This is a genomic window from Streptomyces sp. VRA16 Mangrove soil, assembly GCF_017377775.1.
Taxonomy (GTDB): domain Bacteria; phylum Actinomycetota; class Actinomycetes; order Streptomycetales; family Streptomycetaceae; genus Streptomyces.
This window is the reverse complement of record NZ_JAFVLN010000003.1, coordinates 570830-597518: the sequence shown is the minus strand read 5'-3', so window position 1 is coordinate 597518 and position 26689 is coordinate 570830. Positions and strand designations below refer to the sequence as shown.

The 26689-nt window shown below is 72.3% G+C and carries 23 protein-coding genes and 1 pseudogene; 14 read left to right on the top strand and 10 right to left on the bottom strand.

Annotation, left to right across the window (positions count from 1 at the left end):
• The first annotated feature begins 124 nt into the window (after positions 1–124).
• A complete protein-coding gene (locus tag J3486_RS12085; protein WP_207820215.1) occupies positions 125–733 on the top strand; it encodes a transglycosylase family protein in 609 nt (202 codons plus the stop codon).
• A 110-nt stretch (positions 734–843) separates the two neighbouring features.
• Positions 844–1500 (top strand): transglycosylase family protein, encoded by a 657-nt coding sequence (locus J3486_RS12080; protein ID WP_207820214.1) that lies wholly within the window; start codon positions 844–846, stop codon positions 1498–1500.
• Here the strand turns inward: J3486_RS12080 and J3486_RS12075 are convergent.
• From J3486_RS12075 to J3486_RS12065, 3 genes are read right to left on the bottom strand one after another with little or no spacing between them, the layout of a single operon-like run.
• A complete protein-coding gene (locus tag J3486_RS12075) occupies positions 1454–2134 on the bottom strand; it encodes an ATP-binding cassette domain-containing protein (RefSeq protein ID WP_207820213.1) in 681 nt (226 codons plus the stop codon). The genes J3486_RS12080 and J3486_RS12075 overlap by 47 nt on opposite strands.
• Positions 2135–2190: 56 nt before the next feature.
• Positions 2191–5556, bottom strand: coding sequence for an ATP-binding cassette domain-containing protein (locus J3486_RS12070; RefSeq protein WP_207820212.1), 3366 nt, complete (start codon positions 5554–5556; stop codon positions 2191–2193).
• Positions 5557–5559: 3 nt separating this feature from the next.
• Complete coding sequence (locus J3486_RS12065) at positions 5560–6027, bottom strand: hypothetical protein (protein ID WP_207820211.1); 468 nt, start codon at positions 6025–6027, stop codon at positions 5560–5562.
• 152 nt (positions 6028–6179) lie between these two features.
• Between J3486_RS12065 and J3486_RS12060 the strand changes: the two genes are divergently transcribed.
• The 4 genes from J3486_RS12060 (at position 6180) to J3486_RS12045 (ending at position 10332) form a co-directional block, all read left to right on the top strand.
• The gene (locus J3486_RS12060) at positions 6180–6776 is read left to right on the top strand and encodes a hypothetical protein (RefSeq protein WP_229377842.1); all 597 of its coding nucleotides are present in this window, start codon (positions 6180–6182) and stop codon (positions 6774–6776) included.
• On the top strand, positions 6751–8046 hold the full coding sequence (locus tag J3486_RS12055; protein WP_207820210.1) for an ABC transporter substrate-binding protein: 1296 nt from the start codon (positions 6751–6753) through the stop codon (positions 8044–8046). The genes J3486_RS12060 and J3486_RS12055 overlap by 26 nt, the downstream gene beginning before the upstream one ends.
• A gap of 193 nt (positions 8047–8239) precedes the next feature.
• On the top strand, positions 8240–9499 hold the full coding sequence (locus J3486_RS12050; protein ID WP_207820209.1) for a glycosyltransferase family 4 protein: 1260 nt from the start codon (positions 8240–8242) through the stop codon (positions 9497–9499).
• Between the two features lie 53 nt (positions 9500–9552).
• On the top strand, positions 9553–10332 hold the full coding sequence (locus J3486_RS12045; RefSeq protein WP_207820208.1) for a hypothetical protein: 780 nt from the start codon (positions 9553–9555) through the stop codon (positions 10330–10332).
• Here J3486_RS12045 and J3486_RS12040 read toward each other — a convergent pair.
• Together J3486_RS12040 and J3486_RS12035 are read right to left on the bottom strand one after the other, a co-directional pair.
• On the bottom strand, positions 10322–10600 hold the full coding sequence (locus tag J3486_RS12040; RefSeq protein WP_207820207.1) for a hypothetical protein: 279 nt from the start codon (positions 10598–10600) through the stop codon (positions 10322–10324). The two genes, J3486_RS12045 and J3486_RS12040, sit on opposite strands and share 11 nt — an antisense overlap.
• The gene (locus tag J3486_RS12035) at positions 10597–11178 is read right to left on the bottom strand and encodes an RNA polymerase sigma factor (protein WP_207820206.1); all 582 of its coding nucleotides are present in this window, start codon (positions 11176–11178) and stop codon (positions 10597–10599) included. Before J3486_RS12035 ends, J3486_RS12040 begins: the two co-directional genes overlap by 4 nt.
• A 184-nt stretch (positions 11179–11362) precedes the next feature.
• Here J3486_RS12035 and J3486_RS12030 point away from each other — a divergent pair, with 184 nt between their 5' ends.
• Positions 11363–12412, top strand: coding sequence for a YafY family protein (locus J3486_RS12030; RefSeq protein WP_229377841.1), 1050 nt, complete (start codon positions 11363–11365; stop codon positions 12410–12412).
• Here J3486_RS12030 and ctaD read toward each other — a convergent pair.
• Positions 12321–13994, bottom strand: a pseudogene (gene ctaD, locus J3486_RS12025) (cytochrome c oxidase subunit I); the annotation flags it as partial. The gene J3486_RS12030 and the pseudogene ctaD overlap by 92 nt on opposite strands.
• Positions 13995–14442: 448 nt before the next feature.
• On the opposite strand from ctaD, the gene J3486_RS12020 reads away from it, so the two are divergent.
• Positions 14443–14667 carry an I78 family peptidase inhibitor gene (locus J3486_RS12020; RefSeq protein WP_207820204.1) on the top strand — a complete coding sequence of 75 codons (225 nt, stop codon included), beginning with the start codon at positions 14443–14445 and terminating at the stop codon, positions 14665–14667.
• Positions 14668–14777: 110 nt separating this feature from the next.
• On the opposite strand, the gene J3486_RS12015 is transcribed toward J3486_RS12020, so the two are convergent.
• Both J3486_RS12015 and J3486_RS12010 read right to left on the bottom strand, forming a co-directional pair.
• Complete coding sequence (locus J3486_RS12015) at positions 14778–15764, bottom strand: phosphatase PAP2 family protein (protein ID WP_207820203.1); 987 nt, start codon at positions 15762–15764, stop codon at positions 14778–14780.
• Positions 15765–16002: 238 nt separating this feature from the next.
• On the bottom strand, positions 16003–17145 hold the full coding sequence (locus J3486_RS12010) for a hypothetical protein (protein ID WP_207820202.1): 1143 nt from the start codon (positions 17143–17145) through the stop codon (positions 16003–16005).
• Between the two features lie 247 nt (positions 17146–17392).
• On the opposite strand from J3486_RS12010, the gene J3486_RS12005 reads away from it, so the two are divergent.
• The gene (locus tag J3486_RS12005; protein WP_207820201.1) at positions 17393–18991 is read left to right on the top strand and encodes an MFS transporter; all 1599 of its coding nucleotides are present in this window, start codon (positions 17393–17395) and stop codon (positions 18989–18991) included.
• Between the two features lie 100 nt (positions 18992–19091).
• Here the strand turns inward: J3486_RS12005 and J3486_RS12000 are convergent, their stop codons facing one another.
• The gene (locus J3486_RS12000; RefSeq protein WP_207820200.1) at positions 19092–19538 is read right to left on the bottom strand and encodes a cell division protein SepF; all 447 of its coding nucleotides are present in this window, start codon (positions 19536–19538) and stop codon (positions 19092–19094) included.
• A 406-nt stretch (positions 19539–19944) separates the two neighbouring features.
• Here J3486_RS12000 and J3486_RS11995 point away from each other — a divergent pair, with 406 nt between their 5' ends.
• The 5 genes from J3486_RS11995 (at position 19945) to J3486_RS11975 (ending at position 25217) form a co-directional block, all read left to right on the top strand.
• Positions 19945–21282, top strand: coding sequence for a DUF5685 family protein (locus J3486_RS11995; protein ID WP_207820199.1), 1338 nt, complete (start codon positions 19945–19947; stop codon positions 21280–21282).
• 219 nt (positions 21283–21501) lie between these two features.
• The gene (locus J3486_RS11990) at positions 21502–23850 is read left to right on the top strand and encodes a nitrate- and nitrite sensing domain-containing protein (protein ID WP_207820198.1); all 2349 of its coding nucleotides are present in this window, start codon (positions 21502–21504) and stop codon (positions 23848–23850) included.
• Positions 23847–24275, top strand: coding sequence for a roadblock/LC7 domain-containing protein (locus J3486_RS11985; RefSeq protein ID WP_207820197.1), 429 nt, complete (start codon positions 23847–23849; stop codon positions 24273–24275). The genes J3486_RS11990 and J3486_RS11985 overlap by 4 nt, the downstream gene beginning before the upstream one ends.
• The gene (locus J3486_RS11980; RefSeq protein ID WP_207820196.1) at positions 24272–24637 is read left to right on the top strand and encodes a DUF742 domain-containing protein; all 366 of its coding nucleotides are present in this window, start codon (positions 24272–24274) and stop codon (positions 24635–24637) included. The genes J3486_RS11985 and J3486_RS11980 overlap by 4 nt, the downstream gene beginning before the upstream one ends.
• On the top strand, positions 24621–25217 hold the full coding sequence (locus J3486_RS11975; protein ID WP_207820195.1) for an ATP/GTP-binding protein: 597 nt from the start codon (positions 24621–24623) through the stop codon (positions 25215–25217). Before J3486_RS11980 ends, J3486_RS11975 begins: the two co-directional genes overlap by 17 nt.
• A gap of 171 nt (positions 25218–25388) precedes the next feature.
• Here the strand turns inward: J3486_RS11975 and J3486_RS11970 are convergent, their stop codons facing one another.
• A complete protein-coding gene (locus J3486_RS11970) occupies positions 25389–26330 on the bottom strand; it encodes an ABC transporter substrate-binding protein (RefSeq protein WP_207820194.1) in 942 nt (313 codons plus the stop codon).
• Positions 26331–26689 lie beyond the last annotated feature (359 nt).

Below are 26689 nucleotides of genomic sequence, written 5' to 3'. Positions count from 1 at the left end.
TTCGTCGCTACTACGGGTAACCGACAACTGGCCTGGAGTGACAAGGAGTTGGTTGATGCCACCGGCGTGGGCTGCCTAGATTCCAGCGCCGTCTGCAACGAGCAGTCCACGAGAGGGATTACTCATGTCCGTGCCGATTCGTACGGCTCGAACGACAGCGGTTCTCGCCGGGGCAGCGCTGCTTGCCCCGCTCGGTCTCCTGGTGACGGCCGGCTCCGCCCACGCGGCGGACTCCGGGGTCTGGGACCGCATCGCCCGCTGCGAGAGCGGCGGCAACTGGCACATCAACACCGGCAACGGCTACTACGGCGGGCTCCAGTTCTCCGCCGGAACCTGGCGCGCACACGGCGGAGGGGCCTATGCGTCGACGGCCGACCGGGCGACGAAGTCGCAACAGATCGCCATCGCGACCAAGGTGCAGCGCTCCCAGGGCTGGGGCGCCTGGCCGGTCTGCTCGGCGCGGGCCGGGGCGTACGGCAGCGCGCCGTCGGTGGCCTCGGCCCCGGCCGCGAAGAAGGCGCCCCCCAAGTCCACCGCGCCGAAGCGCACTTCGGACCGGGCCGGCCGCGGCGCGGCCCGCCGCGGCGGCTATGTCGTGCGCGGCGGCGACACCCTCGGCCGCATCGCGGCGGCCCACGGCACCACCTGGCAGCGCCTGTACGCCGTCAACAAGGCGGTCGTCGGCGGCGATCCGGATCTGATCGTGCCGGGACAGCGCCTGTTGATCCCCTAGCCAGGGGTGCCGCGCGGTCCCGCCCGCCGGATGCTGCTGATCGGGTGGGGCCGCGGCTGGTGCGGCGCGGCACGGAGAGGTGGGCCGGGCGGGCTGCCTAGCGTGACGCGATGCCCGTGCTCCGCGTTCCGTCCGCCGTTCCCATCCCCGCTCCGCTGCGCACACTGATCGCCAGGTTCCCGAAGCCGGCGGTGAGGGTGGCGGCGGCCTGCGCGGCCGGGCTGCTCGCCGTGGCCCTCGCGCCGGCCGCCGCGTACGCCGCCCCGCCGCCACCCGCCCCCGGCGATCGCCCGCACCCCGGCCCCGCGTCGTACGACTGCGGCCGCACCGGGTGGCCGTGGGACTGTCTCGCCCAGTGCGAGAGCGGCGGCCGCTGGAACGCGAACACCGGCAACACCTACTACGGCGGGCTCCAGTTCTGGCAGCCGACATGGGAGGAGCACGGTGGCCTCGCCTATGCGCCGCGCGCCGACCTCGCCACCCGCGCCGAGCAGATCAAGGTCGCCGAGGAGGTGCTGCGCAGCCAGGGCTGGCGGGCGTGGCCCACCTGCTCGAAGCGGTACCGGCTCGACGGGCGGATCCACGTGGTGCAGCCCGGCGAGACGCTGGCGTCGATCGCGCGGCGGCTCAAGGTCAAGGGCGGCTGGAAGGCGCTCCATGCGGCGAACCGGGACATGATCGGCCCGCATCCGGACCGGCTCAACGCGGGGACGATGCTGCTCATCCCCGAGGAGCCGAAGCGGACGCTTCGCCTGCCTCGCCGCTGAACACCACGGCCCCGCGCCGGAGTTCGTGCACCAGGGGCGCGGTCCCGCCCGCCGCGTCCGGGCCCAGGCCGGGCGGCAGCCGCTGTTCGGCGATGACCACACAGGCGTCGAGGCCGCGCAGCAGGGCGTAGGTGCGGGCGGCGATCCGGGGCGACATGCCCTGGGTGGGTTCGTCGGCGAGGACGACACGGGCGCGGGAGAGCGGCGCCCTGGCGAGGGCAAGCATGCGCTGCTCGCCGCCCGAGAGGGTGCCGGCGCGGCGGGGTAGCAGCGGGCGCAGCTCCGGGTACGCGGTGAGGGCCGGGGCGCAGTCGCCGTCGGGCGCGGCGAGCCGGAGGTTCTCGGCGACGGTGAGCCCGGCGAAGACGGCCCGGCGGTCGGGGATGAAGCACAGGCCCGCGGCGGCGCGGGCGTGCGCCGTGTGCCGGGTGATGTCGACGCCGTCCCTGACGACGTGGCCCGAGGTGAGGGGGACGGTGCCGGCGAGGGCACGCAGGACGGTGGTGCGGCCGGAGCCGTTGCGGCCGAGCAGGATGGTGACGGTGCCCGCGGGGGCGGCGACGGTGACGCCGTGCAGGGCTTCCAGGGGGCCGTAGTGGACGCGGGCGGCGCGGAGTTGGATACCGGGGTGCAAAGGGTCCTCCGGGAGCGGTCTGGGTGGCCGGGACGGTGGGGGAGCGACCGGGACACTCACCCCGCATCGGGGGCCGGTGCCGGGGCAGGGGCCGTGAGCTCATGGACCGTGTCGGCGATCGACGCCACCAGGTCCAGGTCGTGCTCCACGACGAGCAGTGCCATGCCGTCGTCCGCCAGCGCTCTCAACAGTGTTGCCAGCGCGGCCACTTCGGCCTCGTCGAGGCCCGCCGCCGGTTCGTCCAACAGCAGTACGTGCGGGCGGCCCGCGAGGGCGCGGCCCAGTTCGACGCGGCGCAGGGTCCCGGTGGGCAGGCCGTCCGTGCCCTGGTCGCCGCGGAGCCCGAAGAGCCGCAGCATCCGCCGGGCCGCGTCGGGATCGCGTACGCGGCCCTGCTCGGCGCCGACGCGCAGGTTCTCGGCGACGGTCAGCGAGGGGAAGACCGCGAGTTCCTGGAAGGTGCGGGCGATGCCGAGCCGGGTACGGGCGTGCGCGGGCAGCCGGGTGATGTCCCGCTTCCCGAACAGCACCTGCCCCGCACTCGGCCGCAGTGTTCCGGCCAGACAGTGGAACAGGGTGCTCTTTCCGGCCCCGTTGGGCCCGACGACCGCGGTGACCTGCCCACCGGCCACGGTGATGTCCACACCCCGCAGCACGGGATGCCCCTCGAACCCGACCGTGATCCCACACCCCCGCAGCACGGGATGCTCCTCGAACCCGACCGTGATCCCACACCCCCGCGACACAGGAACCCCCCGAACGCCCCCTGCCCACCGTCTCCGCACCCCACCGAACAACCCACTCGCCTTCGCGGGCTTCGCGGTCTCCGTGGCCTCCGCCGCCCTCGCGGTCTTCGCGGCTTCCGTGGCCTTCGCGGTCTCCGTGGTCTCCGCCGCCTTCGTGGCCCTCGTGGTCTCCGTGGCCTTCGCGGTCTCCGCCGCCCTCGCGGTCTTCGCGGCTTCCGTGGCCCTCGTGGCCCTCGTGGCCCTCGCGGCCTCCGCGGCCCCCGCCGCCTCCCCCGCCCCGCCACTCGTTCCCACGGCCCCGGGCGTCCCGCCCGCCGGTGTCTTCGACGCGTCCCCGGCCCTCGCGTCCCCGGCCCTCGCGATCCCGGGCGATGCGCCGGCCTGCGCCGTCTCGGGTATCCCGTCCGTCCCCGTGGTCTCGGGCGCCCTATTCGCCCGCGCCGTCTCGGGCCTCCCGTCCGTCCCGGTGGTCTCGGGCGCCCTATTCGCCTGCGCCGTCTCGGGTATCCCGCTCGTCCCCGTGGTCTCGGGCGCCCTATTCGCCCGCGCCGTCTCGGGCCTCCCGCCCGTCTCCGTGCTCTCGGGCGCCCCATTCGCCCGTACCGGCTCGGACGGGGCGCCCGCCCCCGACGCCTCAGACCCCCGGCCCACCCGCACCGCCCCCGCCCCTTCACCCGCTGCCGCCGCCTCGGGCGATCCGCCATCGGCCCCGGCCGCCTGCGGCCCCTGGCCCGCCTCCGCCCCCTGGGGCACGCCACCCACTTCCGCCGCCGACCCGGTGCCGCCCCAGCTCGCCTCGGGCCCTCTGCCGCCCGGGGCCGCGGGGTGGGCGAGGCGGCCGTGCCCCGTGGCGCTCGCGGGCCGGGGCAGGCGGGCCCGCGCCCTGGTTCCCTGTGCCGTGAGGTGACGGCGGTGTCGGGCGCGTAGGGGGATCCGTCCCACCAGGAGCGCCGACACCCCGACCACCACCGCGGCCACCCCGCCCCGCGTCCCCGAGTCGAGCCCCACGAGCAGCGCCGCTCCCAGCACGGCCCCGAGCGGAGCGTCGGCGCCGAGGACCACCATCACCGCGAACCACAGCAACCCGCGCACCGGGTCGTACGCCGCCGGGTCGAACGAGCGCACCCCGAGGGCCAGCAGCGCCCCGCCGAGCGCCGCGATCCCGGCCCCGACCACGAACGCCGTCACCTTCAGCGCGGGCACCGGCACCCCGGCGGCCGCCGCCCCCGCCTCGTGGTCCCGCAGCGCGGCGAGCGCCCGCCCGGCCCGCCCCCGGCGCACCAGCGCCACGACCCCCAGCACCACGACGAGCAACAGGAGTTCGAGGACGTAGTACGCCCGGTCGGAACCGAACCCCGCGGGCCGTCCCGGGGCCGGCACCGACGCCGCGTACGGCTGGGCGAAGACGAACCGGCTCGCCCCCACCCCCACCGCGAACGTGGCCAGCGCCAGGGCGAGTCCGTGCCGCCCGATCGCGGGCACGGCGGTGAGCAGCCCCAGCGGGGCCACCAGGAAGACGGAAACCAACAGCGCATCCCCGGGCGGGAGTTGGGGCAGGCCCGGGAAGCGGCCCATCGCAAGCAGGGAAGCGAACAGCGCGCCGAATCCTGCGAACGCGGCCTGCCCGAGCGCCAGTTGACCCGCCCGCCCCGTCACCACCACCAGCGAGAGCAGCACCACCGCGAGCGCCGGCACCTTGACCGACGTCTCCAGATCCGACCCGGCGAACCCCAGCGGCAGCAGAAGCAGCACCGCCGCCACCAGCCACGCCCCCGGCGGCGCGGGCAGTGCCCGGCGCGTCACCGCCCGCGGGAGCTCGGCCCGCCCGCCGATCGCGGGCAGCGCGAGCGCCGCCACCAGCAGCGCCACCACGAACAGGTTCGCGCCGACCGCCTGGAGCAGCGGCTGCGCCCAGCCCGTCGGATGCACCCGCGTCAGCTGGCTCTGCGCGACCCCGATGCCGAGCGCCGTCACGACCGCCACCGAGAGCAGCCGCAGGCGCGCCGCCACCGCGACCGCCATCACCTCCATGACGAGCAGCGGAAGACCGTACGGGTCGAGCCGCACGTACGGCGCCAGCAGCACCCCGGTCAGGCCCGCCGTGAACGCGCCGAACGCCCAGCCCGCCGCCGCGACCCGGTCCGCGTCGATGCCACCGAGCACCGCGAGCGGCCGGTTGTCGACGACGGCCCGCAGCTCACCGCCGAACCGCGTCCAGCGGGTCACCGCCCACACCGCCACCGCCAGCGCGCCCGCCACCCCCAGCTGCCCCCACGGATCGGCGGAGACGAGCACGGGCGCGTCCTCGCGCGCGCCCGTGCCCCACAGCAGCGCCGCCGCCCCGACCAGCAGGACGAAGACACAGATCGACGCCACCAGCGTTTGCGCCGGATCGTTGCCGGAGGTGGCCAGGGACCTGAACACCCCGCGTTCCAGGGCGAGTCCGATCGCGGGTGCCACCACCAGCAGCACCAGGGCCGCGGACGCCCACAGCGGCCAGCCCCAGCCGACCGCCAGCTGCCGCAGCAGATAGGCGCAGACCATCGCGATCGCCCCGTGCGCGAAGTTCAGCACGCCCGTCGTGCGGTGCGTGACGATCAGCCCGATACCGGTGAGCGCGGCCGCGGCGCCCACGGAGAGCCCGGCGAGCGTGAGGTCGTACGTCAGCGAGGCCACGCCTCAACTCCCGTGCGGCGGCTCGCAGATGGGGCAGGGCCCGAGGTCGCCGACGGCGATCGAGGTGGGGTCCGCGGGCACCGCCTCGGGCTTGCCCTCGACGAGCGGACAGTCCGCGCGGTGCCACAGTGTGCCGCCGGGGACCGTGAGGAGTACCCCGCTCGCGGCGAGCGGGGCCGCGGCCCCGGCTGGTTCGGCGGGCTCCAGGGCGACGAGCAGCTCGTACAGCTCCTCCACCCGGGAGCTCGCCAGGGTGCTCCTGCCGTACGTGAGCAGCACCGCGCCCGCGATGATCAGGGCCGAACCCGGCACCGTGCACGACGCGAGATAAGGGAGCTGGCGCTCGGCGTAGCGCTCGCCCGACATCCCGTACCAGCCGACGACGCACAGCACCGCTCCGGCGGCGAGCACGGTCAGGCCCGCCCACAGGACGGGGTGCACGGTACCTGTCCGTGGTCGGGCGGTCCCCATGGATGACTCCCCACGCCGTCGCTGACTCGGCCGTGTCCCCGGCCGCGTATGGCTTTGTCGACCGATCGCTTGCACTATGCCTTCTGGAGGCCAACCCTGAAAGCTCCGGGCGCAGTTGAGGTCCGGACCGACGTCCGGTGGTGAGCCAGTTGATGCTCGGGAACAGGCGCGGGACCAGGCACGGGCACAGGCGCAGGCGCAGGTACGGGACCGGGACAGCGGCGGGCCGTCGCGGTCGGGGCACGCCGCTCGCCCTCGCCGCGGCCCTGGTCCTCGGACCGGCCCTCGCGGCCTGCGGTGACGACAGCGGGGGAGCGGACAGCAGCCCGCCGACCCCGACGTCGCAGCGGCCGTCGCCGTCCTCGCAGCAGCCGACCGCGACCGCCCCCGCGGACCGGGCGGCCGCCGAGAAGCAGATCAAGTCCAACTGGAAGAAGTTCTTCGACCCGGCCGTGCCGCTCAAGGAGAAGGCGGACGTCCTCCAGGACGGCGCGAAGATGAGCAAGGTCCTGGAGAGCTTCAACGGCGACAAGCGCGGCGGACAGGTGCAGGCCGAGGTCACCAAGATCACCTTCACCTCGCCGACCGAGGCCGACGTGACGTACTCGCTGGCCCTCAAGGGCGCCACGGTGCTGCCCGACGCCACGGGCACCTCGGTGGAGCAGGACGGCATCTGGAAGGTCTCCGTCACCACCCTGTGCGCGCTGGTGCAGCTGAGCGGCAATGCGTCGCCCGGTCCGGGCTGCTGACGGGCTCGTCGCCGGGCTGGCCGGCCTGGCGCTGCTCGCGGTCACGGGCTGCGGTTCGCGGCTGCCGGAGAGCGACTTCGGGGACCGCTCGGCCGCGCCGACGGCGGCGTCGGCCGGGCCGATCCGGGTCGGCATCATCACCAGCGCCACCAGCCCCGTCGGCGGCGCCACCTTCACCGACACCCGCGACGGCGCACAGGCGTACTTCCGGAACCTGAACGCGAAGGGCGGCATCCAGGGGCGGCAGATCGAGGTGCACCTGTGCGACGACGGCGGCAGCGGCGTCGGCAACAACACGTGCGTGCACAGGCTCGTCGACGAGGCGAAGGTCGTCGCCCTGGTGGCGACCACCTCCCTCGTGTACGCGGGAGCGGAACGGGTCTCCCGCGCGCGCGTGCCCGACATCGGCGGCCAGCCGATCGGCGCCGCCTACGACACGTATCCGCATCTGTACGGGATCTACGGCAGCCTCGCGCCCCGGAACGGCACCCCCGGCTGGGACGGGAAGCTGTACGGCGGCACCGAGGTCTACCGCTACTTCAAGAAGGAGAAGGGCGCCCGCACCGCCGCCGTCGTCTCCTACAACCAGGCCGCGTCCGCCGCCTACGCGCGGCTGGTGACCCGCGGCCTGAAGGCCGAGGGCTACAAGGTGATCAACGAGCAGGTCGACTTCGCCCTGCCCAATTTCCGTGCCGCCGCGGCCGACCTGAAGGACCAGGGCGCCGATCTCGTCTTCGACGCCGTCGACGCGCACGGCAACGCCCAACTGTGCAAGGCGATGGACCAGGTCGGCGCCCGCGTCACCGCGAAGGTCACGAACGTACAGAACTGGTCGTCGGCCGTGGCGGCCGACTACAAGGACGCCCCGCACTGCCGCGCCTCCCTGTGGGCCACCGGCGCGAGCCGCAACTACGAGGACACCGGCCACCCGGCGGTGCGCGCCTTCCGGGAGGCGACGAAGAAGCTCCCCACGCACTCCCAGTGGCAGCTGGAGGGCTGGGCCGCCGCGCTGTGGTTCACGGACGCCGCGCGCTCATGCCGGGCGAACGTCTCGCGCGCGTGCGTCGACCGCTTCATGAGCCGGCGCACTCCGTATACGGCCGACGGGCTGCTGCTGCCCGTGACGTACCGCGCCCTCGCCGAACCGCCGAGGACCCGCAGGACCTGTCTGTCGGTCGCGAAGTGGACGGACGGCCAGGGCTGGGTCACTCAGAACGGTGACATGAACGACACGTGCTTTGACGTTCCGCAACTGTCCTACCAGCCATAACGCCCCCCTGATGGACGGAATGGCCAAATGGTTCCCCATATTGCCTACCAATAAGGCAACTGTTCTGGAACAAGATGATGATGAGGAACAACCCTCGACCGGGCAACTCTGTCTAACTGTGCGGTAGGCGGAGGAGACGGACCGAAAGCGGCAGTCCGGACGGTCCGCGAGGAATGGTGGGATACGGGGACGCATGCAGATTTCTTTCCTGATTCACAATGCGTATGGGATCGGAGGGACGATCCGCACCACGTACAACCTCGCCAACACCCTGGCCGAGCAGCACGACGTGGAGGTCGTGTCCGTGTTCCGCCACCGTGACGAGCCGGTGTTCGCGCCCGACCGGCGTGTCCGGCTGCGTCACCTGGTCGACATCCGCAAGGACGCGGCGACCTACGAGGGCGAGGACCCGCAGTTCAAGCGGCCCGCCTCGGTCTTCCCCCGGCACGAGGGGCGCTACGACCAGTACAGCGCGCTGACCGACCGGCGCATCGCCGAGCACCTCGCGAGCGTCGAGGCGGACGTCGTCGTCGGCACCCGCCCGGGGCTGAACGTGCACCTCGCGAAGGAGACCCGGCGCGGACCGCTGCGTGTCGGCCAGGAGCACCTGACGCTGGACACCCACACGCCGGGCCTGCGGCGCGAGCTGCGCGGTGTCTACCCGCGCCTGGACGCCCTCACCACGACCACCGAGGCGGACGCCCGCGCCTACCGCGAGGGGATGCGGCTGCCCGGCGTTCGCGTCGAGGCCATGTCCAACCCGGTTCCCGCGCCGCCCGTCACCCCGGCCGACGGTGACGCGAAGTGGGTCGTGGCCGCGGGCCGCCTCGCCCCCGTCAAGCGCTACGACCTGCTGATCAGGGCCTTCGACAAGGTCCGTGCCGAGCGCCCCGACTGGCGGCTGCGCATCTACGGCTCGGGCAAGCAGAAGGACAAGCTGCGCGCCCTCATCGACAGTCTCGGCCTCTACAACCACGTGTACCTCATGGGCCCCGCGCACCCCATCGAGCCGGAATGGGCGAAAGGTTCCGTCGCCGCCGTGACCTCGACCTTCGAGTCGTTCGGCATGACGATCGTCGAGGCGATGCGGTGCGGTCTGCCCGTCGTCGCCACCGACTGCCCGCACGGACCGGGCGAGATCATCGACGACGGCGTCGACGGACGCCTCGTCGAGGTCGGCAACGTCGACGCGATCGCCGGCGGCCTCCTCGAACTCATCAACGACGACCGGCGGCGCCAGGAGATGGCGGCCCGCGCGCTCACCAGCTCCGAGCGGTTCGACCCGGCCCGGATCGCCGAGCGCTACGAGACGCTGTTCGGCTCGCTCACCGGGCGCGGCGGCTCGGTGAGCCTGCTGCACCGGGCCCGCGGCTCCCTGCTCGGCGGCGCCTACGCGATGCGCGACGCGCGCCGCGCCCTGTTCGGTTCCCGGGGGAAGGGGCGCACCGCATGACTCCGCTGGCCACGCCCGCACCGACATTCGGGTCTGACGACAGGACCGTCCCCATGGCACCCCGCGCCGACTGCATCGCCGACTCCGCCGGCGGCCTCACCTTCGACGTCACCGACCACGGGTCGCCCGACTTCGCACATCTCGTGCTGGCCGAGCGCGCGAGCGGCCGGGAGGTGCGGCTGCCGCTCGCCCCGGTCGGCGACGGACGGCTGCGCGCCTCGCTGCCGATAGGGGTCGACCTGCCCGAGGGCCGCTGGGACGCGTTCGCCCAGGTCGCAGGCGGCGAGCCGGTGCGCCTGATGCCGGGGATGAACGATCTGCGGTCGCTGGTGGACCGGGCGCCGGGCGGCTCGCGCGGCTACGTCGCCGTCCGCATCCCGTACGCCACCAAGCACGGCAATCTGACGGTGCGCAGCTGGCACCGGGCGCCGCACGCCGAGGCCGGTGAACTGCGCATAACCGCAGGCGAGTTGAGCGTGCGCGGGCGGCTCTACGGCGTCGCGTTCAGCGCGAAGGCGTACGCGGAGCTGCGGGCCAGGTCCGAGTCCGGCGCGGTGGTCCGGGCCGAACTGGACGTGGACGGCGCCGAGTTCACGGTCCGGATCGGGTACGGCGAACTCGGCGCGGGGCGCTGGGACCTGTGGGTGCGGCCCGAGGGCGAGGACGGCACCGAGGTGCGGATGGCCCGGCTGCTCGACGACATCGCCGACAAGAAGCCGATCTTCACCTACCCGGTGACCCGGGTGACCGTCGAGGGCCAGGAGACCGAGGCCGAGCCGTACTACACCGGGGACAACGATCTCGCGGTCGTGGTGCGAGCGGTCACCTCCTAGCGCTCTCCAGCGTGCAGATGCCGTCCGTGCACCGGCGCTCCAGGCGGCCGCGGGACACCGTCTGCGCCAGGCCGACCAGCCAGCAGGTGGGGCAGCCGCGGAAGGCGATCAGGGCGAGCGGGGCCACCAGCAGCGCGGCCGGTCCCACGCGGGGCACCAGGGCGACGGCGCCGAGGAGCAGCCCGAAGCCGAGGGCGCCGCGCGCCAGATGACGCGGCACGGACCTGCTGGAGTGGTCCCGCGCGGGCTTCTCGGTGTCCGGGGTCATGAGTCCGCTCCTGCCGAGGGGGCGTCGGCCGGCTCGGCCGCCGCCAGTGAGTGACGCAGGGCCGTCCGGGCCCGGTGCAGCCGTGACTTCATCGCGGCGTTGCTCAGCCCGAGCGCGTGGGCGACGGCCCTGCCGGGCAGGCCCTGCACGTCCCGCAGGATCAGGACCCGGCGCTGGTCCGGGGGCAGGGCGCAGAGCGCGGCCGCGATCCGCTCCGCCTCCAGGCGGTGCAGCACCGCCTCTTCTGCCGACGGCTCCGCGGACCCCTCCGGCGCGGCCGGCGCCGCGCCGCCGCGCGAGGCGAGCAGCCGCACCTGCCGCAGGCACTCGTTGCGCACGATCCGGAACATCCACCCGGCCAGCGCGCCCGTGGCCCGCAGCGTCCCGATCTTCCGGTAGAGGATGATCAGAGCCTCCTGCGCCGCGTCCTCCGCGTCCTGCGGCGAGGCGCACAGCGACAGGGCGAATCTCCGTACGTGGGGCTGCGACTGCACGACGACACTGGTGAGGGACGTGACATCGCCATTCTGAGCAGCCCTGATCAGCCGTTCGTCCGGCCAGGCGAAGCGAGGGGTCACGGCTCAGCCCCTGCCCTTGCGACGCCGCGTCAGATGCCAACCGCACGCACTCACCGACAGCACTCCGATCACAACGAGACCAGCGACCATCATCAGCTGTTTCCTCCTGGTTCCACCGGCCCGTCCGGCCGGTACACGGACAAGAGGCGAAGAGGTCCGGAAAGGATCCAGGCACACTGCGCGCATGCTGGAAACCTCCGCGCGGCTGCTCAAGCTGCTCTCCCTCCTCCAGGCCCACCGCGAGTGGAGCGGGCCCGAGCTGTCCGGACGGCTCGGGGTCAGCGCGCGAACCGTGCGGCGCGACGTCGACCGGCTGCGCGAGCTCGGCTATCCCGTGCACGCGAGCCCCGGAACAGGGGGCGGATACCGGCTGGGCGTGGGCGCCGAGCTGCCGCCGCTGCTGCTCGACGACGACGAGGCCGTCGCCGTGGCGGTCGGTCTGCGCACCGCCGCGGGGCAGGGCATCGCCGGCATCGGCGACGCCTCCGTACAGGCCCTCGCCAAGCTGGAGCAGGTGCTGCCGCACCGGCTGCGGCGCCGGGTCGGGGCGTTGAACTCGTCCACCGTGTCGATGCTGCGCACCGCCGGGGCCGACGCGGTCGACCCCGCCGTGCTCACCGAACTCGCCGCCGCCTGCCGGGACGCGGAGCGGGTGCGGTTCGCGTACGTGGGACACGGGGGCGAGCCGAGCCGGCGGACCGTGGAGCCGCTGCGTTTGGTGTGCAGCGAGCGGCGCTGGTACCTCGTCGCATGGGACACGGACCGGGACGACTGGCGGACCTTCCGCGTCGACCGCATCACCCTGAAGCCGCCGCACGGACCGCGCTTCCGGCCGCGTACCCCGCCCGCCGACGACCTCGCCGCGTACGTGTCCCGGGGCGTCTCGCGGCGCGCCTACGCGACCGAGGCGGTGGTGCGGCTCCTGGTGCCGGTGGCGGAGGCGCGGCAGCGCATCTCGCCCACCGCCGGGATGCTGGAGGCGGACGGCGAGCAGACCTGTCTGCTGCGCGCCGGGGCGGTGAGCCTCGATGTGATGGTGTGGCACATCGCGTCGACCGGCTTCGAGTTCGAGGTGCTGGAGCCGGACGCGCTCACCGACTCCCTCAGGGCTGTTCGGGCACGTCTGGACCGTGCACTGCGGCGGTCTTCGACGGCGGGTGCGCCTCGAACGCCGCGAACTCCGGATGGTGCAGATCGAACGCGGGGGACTCCGAGCGGATCCGGGGCAGCGTGACGAAGTTGTGCCGGGGCGGCGGGCAGGAGGTCGCCCACTCCAGGGAACGGCCGTAGCCCCAGGGGTCGTCCACCTCGACCTTCTTGCCGTACTTGGCCGTCTTCCAGATGTTGTAGAAGAACGGCAGCGTGGACAGGCCGAGCAGGAACGCGCCGATGGAGGAGAGCGTGTTGAGGGCCGTGAAGCCGTCGGCCGCGAGGTAGTCCGCGTACCGGCGCGGCATGCCCTCCGCGCCCAGCCAGTGCTGCACCAGGAACGTGGTGTGGAAGCCGACGAACAGCGTCCAGAAGTGGATCTTGCCGAGCCGTTCGTCGAGCAGCTTGCCCGTCAGCTTCGGCCACCAGAAGTAGAAGCCGCCGAACGTCGCGAAGGCGACCGTGCCGAAGACCACGTAGTGGAAGTGCGCGACGACGAAGTACGTGTCCGAGACGTGGAAGTCCATCGGCGGCGAGGCCAGGATGACGCCGGTCAGACCGCCGAACAGGAACGTCACCAGGAAGCCGACCGACCACAGCATCGGTGTCTCGAAGGAGAGCGAGCCCTTGAGCATCGTGCCGGTCCAGTTGAAGAACTTCACGCCGGTCGGGACCGCGATCAGGAACGACATGAACGAGAAGAAGGGCAGGAGCACACCTCCCGTCACGAACATGTGGTGGGCCCACACCACCACCGACAGGCCCGTGATCGCCATCGTCGCGCCGACCAGCATCGTGTAGCCCCAGATCGGCTTGCGGCTGAAGACCGGGATGATCTCGCTGATGATGCCGAAGAACGGCAGGGCGATGATGTAGACCTCGGGATGGCCGAAGAACCAGAAGAGGTGCTGCCACAGCAGCGCGCCCCCGTACTCCGACTCGAAGACCACCGAGCCGAACCGCCGGTCCGCCTCCAGGACGAGCAGCGCGGCCGCGAGCACCGGGAACGCCAGCAGCACGAGGATCGACGTGAACAGCGTGTTCCACGTGAAGATCGGCATCCGGAACATCGTCATGCCGGGCGCCCGCATCCCGATGATCGTCGTCAGGAAGTTCACCGAGCCGAGGATCGTGCCGAACCCGGAGAGCGCGAGCCCCATGATCCACATGTCGGCGCCGACGCCGGGGGAGCGGGTCAGGCTGTTGAGCGGCGCGTACGCGAACCAGCCGAAGTCCGCCGCCCCGCCCGGCACGACCAGCGAGCCGAGCACGATCAGCCCGCCGAAGAGGAACAGCCAGTACGAGAGCATGTTCAGGCGCGGGAACGCCACGTCGGGCGAGCCGATCTGCAGCGGCATGATCTCGTTGGCGAACCCGGCGAACGTCGGGGTCGCGAAGAGCAGCAGCATGATCGTGCCGTGCATCGTGAAGAGCTGGTTGTACTCCTCGTTGGACAGGACCTGCAGCCCGGGGCGGGCCAGCTCGGCCCGCATCAGCAGCGCCATGACGCCGCCCACCAGGAAGAAGCCGAACGCGGTGATCAGATAGAGATGGCCGATCTTCTTGTGATCGGTGGTGGTCAGCCAGTCCACGATGATGCGGCCGGGTTGCCGCTCCCGGACCTGCCCGGCCCGGTGCGGCCCGGCCTCGACCCCGGTCGTTCCCATCGCTTGCCCCCTCGCGTACGCGCCTCGGGCCTGCTCCGAACTCACGCCATGATGCTCGCCCCCACCCCCGCGGCGACAGGGGGCGTACCCCGCTTTCTGGCATGGACAGTCAATTCCCGGACGGGTCCAACTCGCCGGTGGCGGCGCGGGATTCGGAATGCCGGAAGAATTGGCCGGGGGCAGCGACAGTAATTGGTGCGGGCCTGCGCGGCGGCTATTGCGGGAGCATCCGGAATTCCGTCCGCCGGGGTGCAGGGGGAAGCGCGACAGGGGGCGCATAAGAACAGGGTAAGAAGTGCGGAACCCCTCGAACGTGTGAGGAAGTCCGGAGGAAACTCCGCGTCGCGTTTCGTCGTGATCTTGTGACGGAAGCGTGACAGTAGGACGGTTCGGTGCGGGTGCGCGGGCGGGCCTGGCGTCGCCCGCGCACGGAGCCTACGGTGGCCGTATGGCACCCATGCAGGGATCACAACCCCCACCCGCAGAGCCCCAGGACACCCCCGACACCTACGTCGGCCTCGACGCGCAGAGCGCCGAGCGGCAGGCCCGTGGCCGGGGTTGGTCGACCGTGCGGCAGCTGCCGCCGGGGGCGATCATCACCATGGAGTACCGCGTGGGCCGGCTGAACTTCGAGGTCAGCGACGGCGTCGTGCGGCGCTGCTGGAAGGGCTGAGCAGGCACGAAGGCCCCCGGAGCCGTCGGGCTCCGGGGGCCTTCGTCGTGCGGGGAGGTTGTGCGTACCGGCCCCGCTGTTCGTGGCGACCCGTCGAACGGGCCGTGGTGCTAGGCGCGCTGCGGGTCGCCCGCCGTCGCTCGCGCCGATCCACGGGCGCCCGCGGGGCGTCTGCTGACCGCCGGGGTCGCCGGGGTGCGCTCGCCCCGTGGGGTGTGCGGGCCCTGCGGCAGCAGGGCCGAGGGGCGGGTGGACGAGCGGGTCGCGCCGACCGGCTCCCGGGGGCGCTGGGGCACCGGCGCCGGTACCGGCGCGGCGGGGGATCCGGCGCCGGAGCGGCGGGCCCGCCAGCGGTCGCGCAGCGCCAGGACGACGGCCTCGACCCGGGCGACCGGCCGCTCCAGCCAGGGCAGCGCCAGCAGGATCAGCAGGCCCGCGGCCCAGCCCAACAGCACGTCGCTCAGCCAGTGCGTACCGAGGTAGACGGTGGTCAGGCCGACGCTGAGGGAGATCACCGCGGAGACTGCGGAGAGCCAGCGGCGGGCCCGCGGGGTGGAGGCCAGGTAGGCGAGGATGCCCCAGGTCACCACCGCGTTCGCGGTGTGGCCGGAGGGAAATATATCGCCGCCCTGCCACATCTCGTTCGAGCCGATCATGGTGGCGTAGTGCGGGCCCGCGCGGCCCATGCCGTACTTGGCGGCGCCGACCGTCACATTGAGCAGCAGCAGTGCCGTACCGAACATCAGCAGTGGGCGCAGCGTGTGCTGCCGCCACGAGCGCCAGCCCAGCCACGCCGTCACCATCACGGCGGTCGGCCCGCGCTGGCCGAGCACGACCCAGTAGTCCAGGAAGGCGTGGATCTCCGGCCACTGCTGGTACGGCCGGAAGAACATGACCTGCCAGTCGAGCGCGACCAGCCACGACGTGGCCAGCACGGCCACCACGATGGTCAGGTAGAAGGACAGGGTCAGCCCGAAGAGCACGATGCGGTGCCGGCTCATGGTGGGCATGACCACATGAGTCGGCCGTTCGGGCTCGCGGTCGAGCCGGGCGAAGACCCGCTCGAGGCGCCGGGTCAGGTTTCGTTCGGTACGCACCCAATCGACGCTACAGCGGGCACGCGGCGGCCCGGCCCGAAACAGGGGCTTTGTGATGACGATGTGATGTGGGATTGATCTCAGCGTTCCGTTTATTCCCGGGGTTCCGATAACCGGGGAACGCTGTTCCGTTGAATTCCGTGATCGTTTCCGCGGGCTCGTTATGGGCCGCTTATCAATGCGTTCGCCGCGTGCTGGCACGGAATTCTCCGTCCGGTCAGGGGGCCGGGATGATCGATCACGGGGGCCCCGAGCCGTTCAGCCAGAACGCCCCGTAGACCGCCGAGACCAGCGCGAGTCCCCCGAGGACCCACACCGGTCCGGTGGTTCGTCGCCGGGCCAGTGCCACCGCGAGCGGCAGCAGCAGCGGGAACGCGGGCAGCATCAGCCGCGGCTTGGAACCGAAGTACCCCGAGGAACACAGGGCAAGCGCGAGAACGATGCCCGTGTACACGAGCAACGGCACCGGCTGGCGCTGTCGTACCCCGGTCACGTACAGCCAGAGGACCAGGGCGACCCCGACGATCAGACCGGTCCCGGCGAGCGCCCCCGGAACCGACGTGAACTTGTCGCCGATGAACCGGGCGAAGGCCAGACCGCCGTCGAAGCCGTTGCCCCACTGTCCCTGGACGTCGAGATAGCCGAAGAGCCAGTCGCCGGTGCGGTGCCCGACCCACAGCACGTACGCGGCCGCGCCCGCGGGGGCGAGCAGCGCCCCCGCCACCACACGCCAGGTGACCCTTCGCTCGCGCCGCACCCACAGCGCGGCCGCCACCCAGACCGCCGCCACGACGGCCGCGCCGACCGGCCGGGTCAGCCCGGCGAGCGCGGCGAGCAGGCCCGCCGTCACCCAGTGGCGTCGCAGGACCGCGTACAGTCCCCACGCCGCGAGCGCCGTGAACAGGGCCTCGCTGTACGCCATCGACGCCACGACCCCGATGGGCAGCGCGCCCCACAGGACCGCCAGGCAGATGCCCGTCCTGCGGCCCGACACATGATCGCCGACCGCGAAGATCCCCCAGGCCGCCGCCAGCGAGGCCAGCCAGCTCACCACCATGCCCGCCTGCCCGTACGAGAGCGGGGTGAGCGCCGACACCAGACGCTCCAGCCAGGGCAGCAGCGGGAAGAAGGCGAGGTTCGAGTGGACGCCGCCGTCGGGCAGCGTCACCGACCAGCCGTAGCCGTGCTCGGCGACGCGGGTGTACCAGAGCGAGTCCCAGCGCGCCGTGAGCAGCGTCAGCCAGCTCTTGCCCGTCGCGGCGCTCCACAGCGCGAGCACCAGTACACCGAGGGCGCGCACGCCCGCGTATCCGAGCAGGGCCGGCGCCGCGCGCCGCAGCGCGAGCCGGTTCTGTCGCTCCACTTGATCCACGTCCGTCACGGCCCCGATTATCGGCGCTCGCCCCTCGGCTTCCGTGCGCCGCCCGCTCCCTGCGAGTGGCGTACGCCACACCCCTCGGAACGCTCCATGAGAGCTCGGCCACGTGTCACCGGCCCGAACTCGCGTACTCTGACGGCTCACTCGCCTTTCGCAGCGGGGCCGGGAGACCGCTCCTCCCGACCGAAGACCGCGGGCCGTCCCCAGCCCCCGGATCCGCCGAACGCGAGGACCACTGGGAGGTACGCACATGTCCGGGACGAACACGGCCCGCGGGCGCATCGCTGCCATCGGCGCCCGCACCAATCGCTGGGTCGTCCTCGTCGTCCTGTGCACGAGCCTGCTGCTGGTCGCGCTCGACTCGACCATCCTCTACGTCGCCCTGCCCTCGGTCACCGAGGACCTCAAGCCGACCTCGGTCGAACTGCTGTGGATCGGCGACGCGTACCCCCTGGTCTGTGCCTCCCTGCTGATCCTCTTCGGCACGCTCGGCGACAGAGTCGGGCGGCGGCGGATCCTGCTGATGGGGTACTCCCTGTTCGGCGCCGCCTCCGCCCTCGCGGTCTTCTCCGACACGGCCCAGGTCCTGATCGCGGCGCGCGCCCTGCTCGGCATCGGCGGCGCGATGATCATGCCCGCGACGCTGTCGATCCTGCGGGACGTCTTCCCCGACCGGAAGGAGCGCGCGGTCGCCATCGGCGTGTGGACCGCGGTCGCCGCGATCGGCGCGGCCACCGGTCCGGTGCTCGGCGGCTTCCTCGTCGAGCACTACTGGTGGGGCTCGGTCTTCCTCATCAACATCCCGCTGATGGCGGTCATGCTGCCGCTGTGCCGGGTCCTCGTGCCCGAGTCCAAGGGGCGCTCGGACGGCCCGTGGGACCTCTTCGGCGCGCTGCTCGCCGCGCTCGGCGTGCTCGGTGTCGTGTACGGGATCAAGGAACTCGGCATCAAGCGCGACCTGCTCGCCGCGGGCGCGGTCCTTCCGTTCCTGGCCGGTGTGGCGCTGCTCGTGCTGTTCGTGCGCCGGCAGCGGCGGCGCGAGCACCCGCTGATCGACATGCGGCTGTTCTCCCGGGCCGCCTTCTCCACGTCCGTCGGCTGCATCGTCATCGCCATGCTGGCGCTGGTCGGCCTGGAACTGATCGCCGTGCAGTATCTGCAGCTGGTGCTCGGGCTCAGCCCGCTGGAGACCGGCGTCCGGATGCTGCCGCTGACGTTCGCCGCGATGGTCGCGGGCGTCCTCGGCTCCGCGAATCTGCGCCGGTTCGGGCCGCGCGGCATGGTGTCGACCGGCTTCGCGCTCACTGCCTGCGCGGTGCTGCTGCTCTGTCTCATGGGCGAGCAGGACCGGCCGTGGCTGCTCGGCGCCGGCTTCATACTGCTCGGCTTCGGCTTCCAGACCACGCTGTTCGGCGCCTACGAGTCGATGCTCACCGAGGCACCGGCCGACGACGCCGGGGGCGCCGCCGCCATCGGCGAGACCTCGTACCAGCTGGGCGCGGGCATGGGCATCGCGCTGCTCGGCTCGGTCATGAACGCCGCGTACGCGCCCGGCCTCGGGCATGTGAACGGGGTGCCGGCGGCGACGAGCGGGGCCGCGGGTCACTCGCTGGGGGAGGCGTACCAGATCGCCGCGAACCTCGGGGGCACCGCGGGACACACGCTGCGGGCCGCCGCGCGGGCCGCCTTCGTGCACGGACTGCACGTGACGCTGATCGTCAGCGCGATTCTGCTGTTCCTCGGCGCCGTCGCCGCGCTGCGCCTGCCGCGCCGCATGGAGTGCGAGACCCCGGCGGCCGAGGTCGCCGCGCCGCGCAGGCCGTCACGCGCCGAGTCGTCGGTCGTATAGCCCCGAGCCGTCGCCGGTCCGACCCGGAGTCGTCGGTCGTCCGAGTCGTCGGTCGTCCGACCGCGGGTGGGCGGGACGGCGCACACCGCCCACCCGACGGTCAGCTCTGGTTGAAGAAACCGTCCTGCTGGACCTTGGCGTCCCGGCCCGACACGATCTGCGTGTCCGCGGGGGTCAGCAGGAAGACCCGGTTGGCGACGCGGTCGATCGAACCGCGCAGACCGAAGATGAGCCCCGCCGCGAAGTCGACGACGCGCTTGGCGTCGGACGGCTCCATGGCCGTGAGGTTCATGATGACCGGGACCCCGTCCCGGAACATCTCCCCGATCCGGCGTGCGTCGCGGAAGCTGTCCGGGGTCACGGTGCCGATGCGCCGGCCCGCCTCCTCGGCCTGGTCCTCGGCGACCTTCACCCGCGGGTCCGTCGTCCAGGCGGCGGGCCCTGCGGCGGGCTCGGGCCCCTCGTCGTAGTCGTCGTCGTAGTAACGCTCGTCATCGTTGTCGTCGACGAGGCCAAGCCAGGCACTCGCCTTGCGCACCGATCCCATGGACGCCTCCTCTCACAGCGGTTCCTCTGCGTTCCGCATGTCCTGCATCCCCATGTTCATCCATGATGCGGATGCGGCGCCAAGTGGATAGCCGCCGCGCGGGGTTTTCGTGACGGTACTGGTGCAGAGTCAACACGGTGTTGCCCCGGAGTTCCCAAGGGCTGTACGGGCTCGAGCTGCTGACGGTGAGTGAAATATGATTCTTCGCGGCGTTTGGGTGACCACCGGTGCGTACGGGTGAACGAGCAGCCGGACGAAGGGTCGATACGATGCCGTCGTTCATGGTCACTTGGGTGCCGGCGGGGTGCGTGCGCCCTGTTGACGGGCTCAGTTGACGCTTCGTCACCACGCTTTGTCGGGAAGCTGTGCCGGGACGCCCTGCCGTCCGGCGCGCGGGGGAGTCGCCTTGTTCGGAATCGTCCGGCCCTGCAGTCATCGGCTCGGGGACCAGCTCAAGACCCAGTGGATGGCCCATCTGTGCGGCCTGTGCCTCGCGCTGCGCGGAGATCACGGGCAGTTCGCCCGGGTCGTCACGAACTATGACGGTTTGCTGATATCCGTTCTGACGGAGGCTCAGGTCGAGCGGGTCGGGGACGCCGGGTCCTGGCGGCGGCAGGCGGGGCCCTGTCCGCTGCGCGGGATGCGCACCGCGTCCGTGGCGCAGGGCGAGGGAGCACGGCTCGCGGCCGCCGTCTCGCTGGTGCTCGCCTCGGCGAAGGTCCGCGACCACGTCGACGACCGCGACGGGCTCTTCGCGCGCAGGCCGGTCGCGCTGGCCGCGCGGAAGGTCGCGGCGAGCTGGGGAAGGGCCGGGACGCGGACGGGATCGGACCTCGGCTTCGACACCGCCGTACTCCTGGACGCCGTCGAACGGCAGGGCGGCATCGAGGCGCTCGCCGGGCCCGGCACGTCCCTGCTCACCGTCACCGAGCCGACCGAGACCGCGACGGCGGCGGCGTTCGCGCACACGGCGCGACTCGCCGGACGGCCGCACAACGCCGAGGCCCTCGCCGAGGCGGGCCGGCTCTTCGGGCGGCTCGCGCACCTCCTCGACGCCGTGGAGGACCTGGAGGACGACGCCGCCTGCGGGGCGTGGAACCCGCTGGCCGCGACCGGCACCCCGCTCGCCGAGGCGCGGCGGCTCGCCGACGACGCCGTGCACGGCATCCGGCTCGCCCTGCGCGAGGTCGACTTCGTGGACGGGAAGCTGGCGCATCTGCTGCTCGCGCACGAGGTGGGACGGTCCGTGGACCGGGCGTTCGGCGGGGCGGCGTGCGCGCACGGCGGCGGTCAGGGGCACGGGCCTGCGCAGGGGCACGGGGACGGCGGCCAGGGCCACGGTCAGGGGCAGGGCGGCTGGGTGCCGACCGGGGCGCCGGGGAGCCCGTACGCGCCGACGGGTACGGGGGCGTACCAGCCGGGGAATCCGTACGACTCCAACAACCCCTACGGGGGCGGCGGGCCGGGTGGCCCGGGCGGCCCGGGTGGTCCCGGTGGGTTCGGTGGCGGGCCGTCGTTCCAGCCGCCCAAGCCGGGCAGGCGCGGGTTCTTCGCCGGGTGCGCCGTGGCGATCGGGCTCTGCTGCACCTGCAAGGTGTGCTGCGCCGACGAGTTCGAGGGGCCGTGGTCGCGCAAGAAGCGGGAAGGGTGCTGCAGCAACTGCGACTGCGACGGCTCGTGCTGCGAGGCGTGCCAGTGCTGCGAGTGCTGTGAATGCTGCTCGTGCTGCGACTGCGGTCTGTGACGGCCGTGGCGACTGCGGTCCGTGAAGCGCAGGCCCTGTATACGGAGATACGGCGGCCCGAACGGCAGGGACGGGGTCACCTGCGTACCTTCGGTAAAACTGTTTCCGAAAGGTAAAACAAAAACATGATCCGGTGACCGGTGCCGGAGAGGGGTCGTTGGCCGGGCGCAGAAGCAGCGTTTCTGCCCAGTCAACTCGCCCTCTCCATAAGGCACTTCAGTGGATCTCCAATCGACCGTTCTGTTCAAGAAGGCATCCCCTTCCAAACGTAGAGCCGGCACCACCACCATCCGCACGCGGCTGCTGCGCATCCTCGGACTCGCCCTCGCCGTGCTCCTCGGTCTCCTCGGGGTGTTCGCCGCCGAGCAGATCTCCGGGTACCGGGGCGCGGCCGCCACCGCCGAGAACGCACGCCTGGAGGTCACCCTCCAGGGCCTCGTCCACGAGCTGCAGAAGGAACGCGGCCTCACCACCGGGTACGTCGGCGGCGTACGGCAGTTCGCCGCCAAACTGCCCGTCCAGCGCAAGGCCACCGACACCGCCCGCACGGCCCTGTCGGACGCCCTCGGCCGCCGCGGCGGGTCCGGCGCGGCGCGGGAGGCCCTCGGACGGCTCGACGCGCTCGCCAGGATCCGTGCGAACGCGGACGACGGCTCGGGCCAGGTGAAGACCACCTTCGACTACTTCACCAACACCATCGCCGCGTTCACCAAGGTCGACCCCGGCCTCGGCGACGTCGACGACGCGCGGCTGCGCGACGCCTACCAGTCGCTCCAGGTCCTGGGCACCGCCAAGGAGTTCATGGGCCAGGAGCGCGCCATCGTGCTCGGCTCGGTACGGGCCGGCGGGCGCTTCCGCTCCACCGACTACAGCCGGTTCATGGAGATCAGGTCCGGCCGGCTGGCCGCCCTGAACGCCTTCCCGCGCACCGCGACCGCTGAGCAGCGGCGACGGCTCGACACGGCCTTCGCGACGCCCGACGCCGACCGCGCCCTGGCCTACGAGGCCACCGCCGTGCGCGGTGGCGGCCGGCTCGCCGCCACCGACGTGCCGCCCATGGCCTGGTGGGACTCGATGACGTCGACCATCAACGGGCTGCGGGACGTACAGGTCTCGATCGGCGCCGACGTCGAGGCACGCTCCGCCGAACTGGAGAGCGCGGCCCAGCGCGACCTGCTGCTCTTCCTCCTGCTCGCGCTCGCCGTGATCGGCGCCCTCGGCGCCCTCGCGTACGACTGTGTGCGCTCCGTCTCCGCGCCGCTCAGCGGACTCGCCCAGGAGGCCCGCGAGGTCGCCGGGGTGCGGCTGCCGCGGGCCGTCGCCGATGTGCAGGCCGCCGCCGGCGGCGAGGCGCCCGTCCCGCCCGCGCCGCTCGGGCTCGACGCCCGCGCCGGGGCCGAGGTGCGCGAGGTGGCCGACGCGTTCGACAAGGTGCAGCGCGCCGCGTTCGACCTCGCCACCGAGCAGGCCGTGCTGCGCAGGAACGCCACGGAGTCGCTGGTCAGCCTCGGCCGCCGGAACCAGAACCTGGTGCGCCGGCAGATCGGCTTCATCAACAAGCTGGAGCACGAGGACGCCGACCCGGGCACCCTTGCCAACCTCTTCGAACTCGACCACCTGGCCACCCGTATGCGCCGCAACGCCGAATCCCTGCTCGTGCTCGCCGGTGAGTCGAGCCCCCGCACCTGGGCGACGCCGCTGTCCGTCACCGACGTGCTGCGCGCCTCTCTCTCCGAGGTGGAGGAGTACCGGCGCGTCAATCTGCGCCGGGTCGAGGCCGCGGGCGTCGCCGGTTCCGTCGTCGCCGAACTCGCTCATCTGCTGGCCGAGTTGGTGGAGAACGCGCTGAGCTTCTCGCCGCCGGACTCCGACGTGGAGATCGAGGGGCGGCGCACCAGCGCCGGGTATCTCATCGCCATCGTCGACCACGGTTTCGGCATGGACACCCAGGCCCTCGCCGAGGCCAACGTACGACTCTCCGGCACCGCCAGCTTCATGGCCGAACCCACCAAGTTCCTCGGCCACTTCGTGGTCGGCGCGCTCGCCCGCAAGTGCGGCATCGAGGTGCGGCTCGGCGAGGCGCCCGCCGCCGGTGTGGTGGCCCGGGTGCTCATCCCCTCCGGACTGCTCACCGAGGCCGAGACCCCCGCGGTCGCCGCCGGGCGGGCGGAGCCGGCCCCGATCGCCAAGGAGACCGTCGTCGAGCAGGGCGCGGACACCAAGGAGTCCGTCGAACTGCCAGCGCCCAGGCGCGAGTTGACCGTCGCCGCCGCGCCCGCAGGCAAGGCCGCGGCCCCCGCGACGTCCACCTCGTCGGCCGCCCGCACCCGCAACGGGCTCGTCAAGCGCCCGCAGCGCAGCGCCATCGCGAAGGCCGTGAACGAGCCGGGCGCGTCCACGCGGCCCGCGCCCGAGGGGCCGGCCGTCGAGCGCAGCCCCGAGGACGTCTCCGGGATGCTCTCCGGACTGCGCAGCGCCCACATGCGAGGCGCCATCAGCGCCGAGAAGGAACGGGCCGCCAAGCAGGGGGCCGGCAAGGAGAACACCGAAGGGCAGGGCGACAAGTGACCACCGTCGACACGCGGGGCGACTCGCAGACGTTCAACTGGCTGCTCGCCAACTTCGTCCGCAACACGGACGGGGTGCGGGACGCCGTGGCCGTCTCGTCGGACGGGCTGCTCATCGCCGTCTCCGAAGGGCTCGGCAGGACCGAGGCCGACCATCTGGCCGCCATCGTCTCCGGGCTCTCCAGCCTCGCGCGCAGCGCGTCCAAGCGGTACAGCTTCGACGGCGTGAAGCTGATCATGATCGAGATGGGGCGCGGCTTCCTGCTCGTCTCGGCGATCCGGGACGGCAGCTGCCTCGGGGTGCTCGCCGACAGCAGCGGTGAACTCGGGCTCGTGGGCTACGAGATGGCGGTGCTCGCCGAGCGTGCCGGGGATCTGCTGACGCCGGCCCTGATCGCCGATCTGCGGGAGACGCTGCCGCGATGAGCGAGTCCAGCGAGTTCAGTGACTCCACCGAGTCCGCGGAAGCGTTCGTGCGCCCCTTCATCATCACCGGGGGGCGCGCGCTGCCCGCCCAGGCCGATCTGCGCCTCGAGACGCTCGTGGTCGCGGTGGACGTGCCGGACGGTGACGGCGCGCCGCTCGCCTTCGAGCACCGGCGCATCGTGACGATCTGTCAGGAGCCCACCACGGTGGCCCAGATCGCCGAGGCCGTCGGGGTGCCGCTCGGTGTCGCCAAGGTGCTCATCGCCGACCTCGTCGTCGGCGGCAGGCTGTCGTGTTCGCAACCCGCGGAGCTGCCGCTCCACACCCTCGAAAGGATCAGGGACCATGTCAGGGCGCTCTGAACGCATCGCCCCGCTGGCCGTGAAGATCGTGGTCAGCGGTGGGCTCGGGGTCGGCAAGACGACCTTCATCGGGGCCGTCTCCGAGATCGAACCGCTGGACACCGAGGCCGCGATCACCCAGGTCTCCGTCGGGGTCGACTCGCTGGACGGCGTCGAGGGCAAGACGACCACGACGGTCGCTCTCGACTTCGGGCGGATCACGCTCGATCCGGCGCTCGCGCTCTATCTGTTCGGCACGCCGGGGCAGGACCGGTTCTCGTTCCTCTGGGACGATCTCGTGGAGGGCGCGCTCGGGACCGTGGTCCTCGTCGACACCCGGCGTATCGAGGACTGCTTCCCCGCGCTCGACTACTTCGAGGCGCACGGGGCGCCGTTCGTGCTCGCCGTGAACCGGTTCGACGGGTCGGAACGGTTCGAACTCGGCGAGATCCGCGAGGCGTTGGGGGTCGGGGAGGGGGTGCCGGTCGTCGAGTGCGATGCGCGGGCGCGGGCCTCTGTGCGCGATGTGCTCGGGGCGCTGATGGACCAGGTCATCGGGGTGCGTACTCGGGGGAGACGTACGCCGGCGCTTTCCCGCTGACCCGGGGCGCCCCCTTCTCCCCGCTCTCCTCCGGCGGGGGGACGGGGGCGCCTTTTCGTCCGCCGGGTGCGCTCGGTTCGGCGGGTGCGGGCGTGGGGGCCGGTCGCGTGGTCCCCCGCGCCCCTGAAGGCATGCGCTGCGCGCAGCCTTCCCCCGCAGCCGGAGAACCGGCTAGTCCTTGATCTCCGGCGGGGAGATCTGGGACTTGGTGATCGCCGACGGCTGCGTACCCCACTTGGCCAGGATCTTCCGGTAGGTGCCGTCCTCGATGAGCCGGTTCACCGCGGAGCGGAACGCCGGCGCCAGCGGGGTGCCCTTCTTGAAGGCGAAGCCGACGTCCAGGCGGTGGAACTCGTTGAGGAAGCGCAGGCCCTGCTGGTGGGCGACGGCGTAGCGCAGGCCGTTGATGGTGCTCATCACCACGTCGGTCCTGCCCTGCTGGAGGGACGACCAGATCGCGCTCGGCTCCGCGTACGTCTTCACGTCGTACGGCTTCTTGCCGGCCGCCTTGCACAGGCCCTTGTTCTCCTCCAGGGTCGTCTCGAAGGTGGTGCCGGCGCCCGTCGCGACGTTCAGGCCGCACAGCTGCGTGAGGTCGGTGACCTTCTTCAGGTCGCTGTCCTTGCGGACGGCGAAGCCCTGGCCGTCGTTGATGTACGTGACGAAGTCGATGGTCTTCCGGCGTTCGTCGGTGACGCCGAAGTTGCCGGTGCCGAGGTCGTACTTGCCGCTGTCGAGCGCGGGCAGGATCGCCTCGAAGCTCGCGACCTCGCGGTCGAGCTTGATGCCGAGCACCTTGGCGACCGCGTCCGCGAAGTCGATGTCCTGGCCGGCGAGGGTCTTTCCGTCCGGCAGGTAGGTGGAGTTCGGCGGGTTGCCGCCCACGCTCACGGCGATCTTGAGGCTGCCGCTCTCGCGGACGGACGCCGGGAGCAGCTTCGCCGACGCCGGGTCCTTCGTGAGGGACGACACCACGTCCTTCGTGGGGATCTTGTCGTTCGCGGCCGCCGCGGGCGCCGCGTCGTTCGTCGCGTCACCGGAGCCGCAGGCGGTCAGGCCCAGGGCGGCGACGGTGATCAGCGCGAGGGCGTAAGGCTGGGTGGAGGAGCGCATGGCGAGGAGTTCTGCCCTTCGGTGACAACACAGAGCACTGCGGAGCGCAGCGCAGGGGGAATCGCTGAACGAGGGGAGGGTGCAGCAGGGTGAAGACGCGTACGGGGACGCGAGGGTGTGTCGAAGTACGGCGTGCGGGACGCCGGAGAGGAAGAAGTAAGGCGTGCGGGACGCCGGAGAGGAAAAGGGAAGAGAGACGACGCGCTCAGAGGCGTCGGAAGGGCATCAACAAGACGCGGACCACACTCGACCGAAGTCGATGTGGGAGCGCGTGACCAGCCACTGCTGCGGATGCATGGGCATTAGTGGAACAGGCATCCGGTTCCGCGTCAACTCGCCCGAGACGCCCGGCTCATACT

Excerpts from the sequence above, each read along its gene's own strand:
- J3486_RS12085 (WP_207820215.1), top strand. The coding sequence starts at position 125 with ATGTCCGTGCCGATTCGTACGGCTCGAACGACAGCGGTTCTCGCCGGG.
- J3486_RS12055 (WP_207820210.1), top strand. The coding sequence starts at position 6,751 with ATGCGTCGCCCGGTCCGGGCTGCTGACGGGCTCGTCGCCGGGCTGGCC.
- J3486_RS11975 (WP_207820195.1), top strand. The coding sequence starts at position 24,621 with ATGTCAGGGCGCTCTGAACGCATCGCCCCGCTGGCCGTGAAGATCGTG.
- J3486_RS11980 (WP_207820196.1), top strand. The coding sequence starts at position 24,272 with ATGAGCGAGTCCAGCGAGTTCAGTGACTCCACCGAGTCCGCGGAAGCG.
- J3486_RS12050 (WP_207820209.1), top strand. The coding sequence starts at position 8,240 with ATGCAGATTTCTTTCCTGATTCACAATGCGTATGGGATCGGAGGGACG.
- J3486_RS12030 (WP_229377841.1), top strand. The coding sequence starts at position 11,363 with ATGCTGGAAACCTCCGCGCGGCTGCTCAAGCTGCTCTCCCTCCTCCAG.
- J3486_RS11970 (WP_207820194.1), bottom strand. The coding sequence starts at position 26,330 with ATGCGCTCCTCCACCCAGCCTTACGCCCTCGCGCTGATCACCGTCGCC.
- J3486_RS12005 (WP_207820201.1), top strand. The coding sequence starts at position 17,393 with ATGTCCGGGACGAACACGGCCCGCGGGCGCATCGCTGCCATCGGCGCC.
- J3486_RS12060 (WP_229377842.1), top strand. The coding sequence starts at position 6,180 with ATGCTCGGGAACAGGCGCGGGACCAGGCACGGGCACAGGCGCAGGCGC.
- J3486_RS12040 (WP_207820207.1), bottom strand. The coding sequence starts at position 10,600 with ATGACCCCGGACACCGAGAAGCCCGCGCGGGACCACTCCAGCAGGTCC.
- J3486_RS12000 (WP_207820200.1), bottom strand. The coding sequence starts at position 19,538 with ATGGGATCGGTGCGCAAGGCGAGTGCCTGGCTTGGCCTCGTCGACGAC.
- J3486_RS12045 (WP_207820208.1), top strand. The coding sequence starts at position 9,553 with ATGGCACCCCGCGCCGACTGCATCGCCGACTCCGCCGGCGGCCTCACC.
- J3486_RS12065 (WP_207820211.1), bottom strand. The coding sequence starts at position 6,027 with ATGGGGACCGCCCGACCACGGACAGGTACCGTGCACCCCGTCCTGTGG.
- J3486_RS12080 (WP_207820214.1), top strand. The coding sequence starts at position 844 with ATGCCCGTGCTCCGCGTTCCGTCCGCCGTTCCCATCCCCGCTCCGCTG.
- J3486_RS12020 (WP_207820204.1), top strand. The coding sequence starts at position 14,443 with ATGGCACCCATGCAGGGATCACAACCCCCACCCGCAGAGCCCCAGGAC.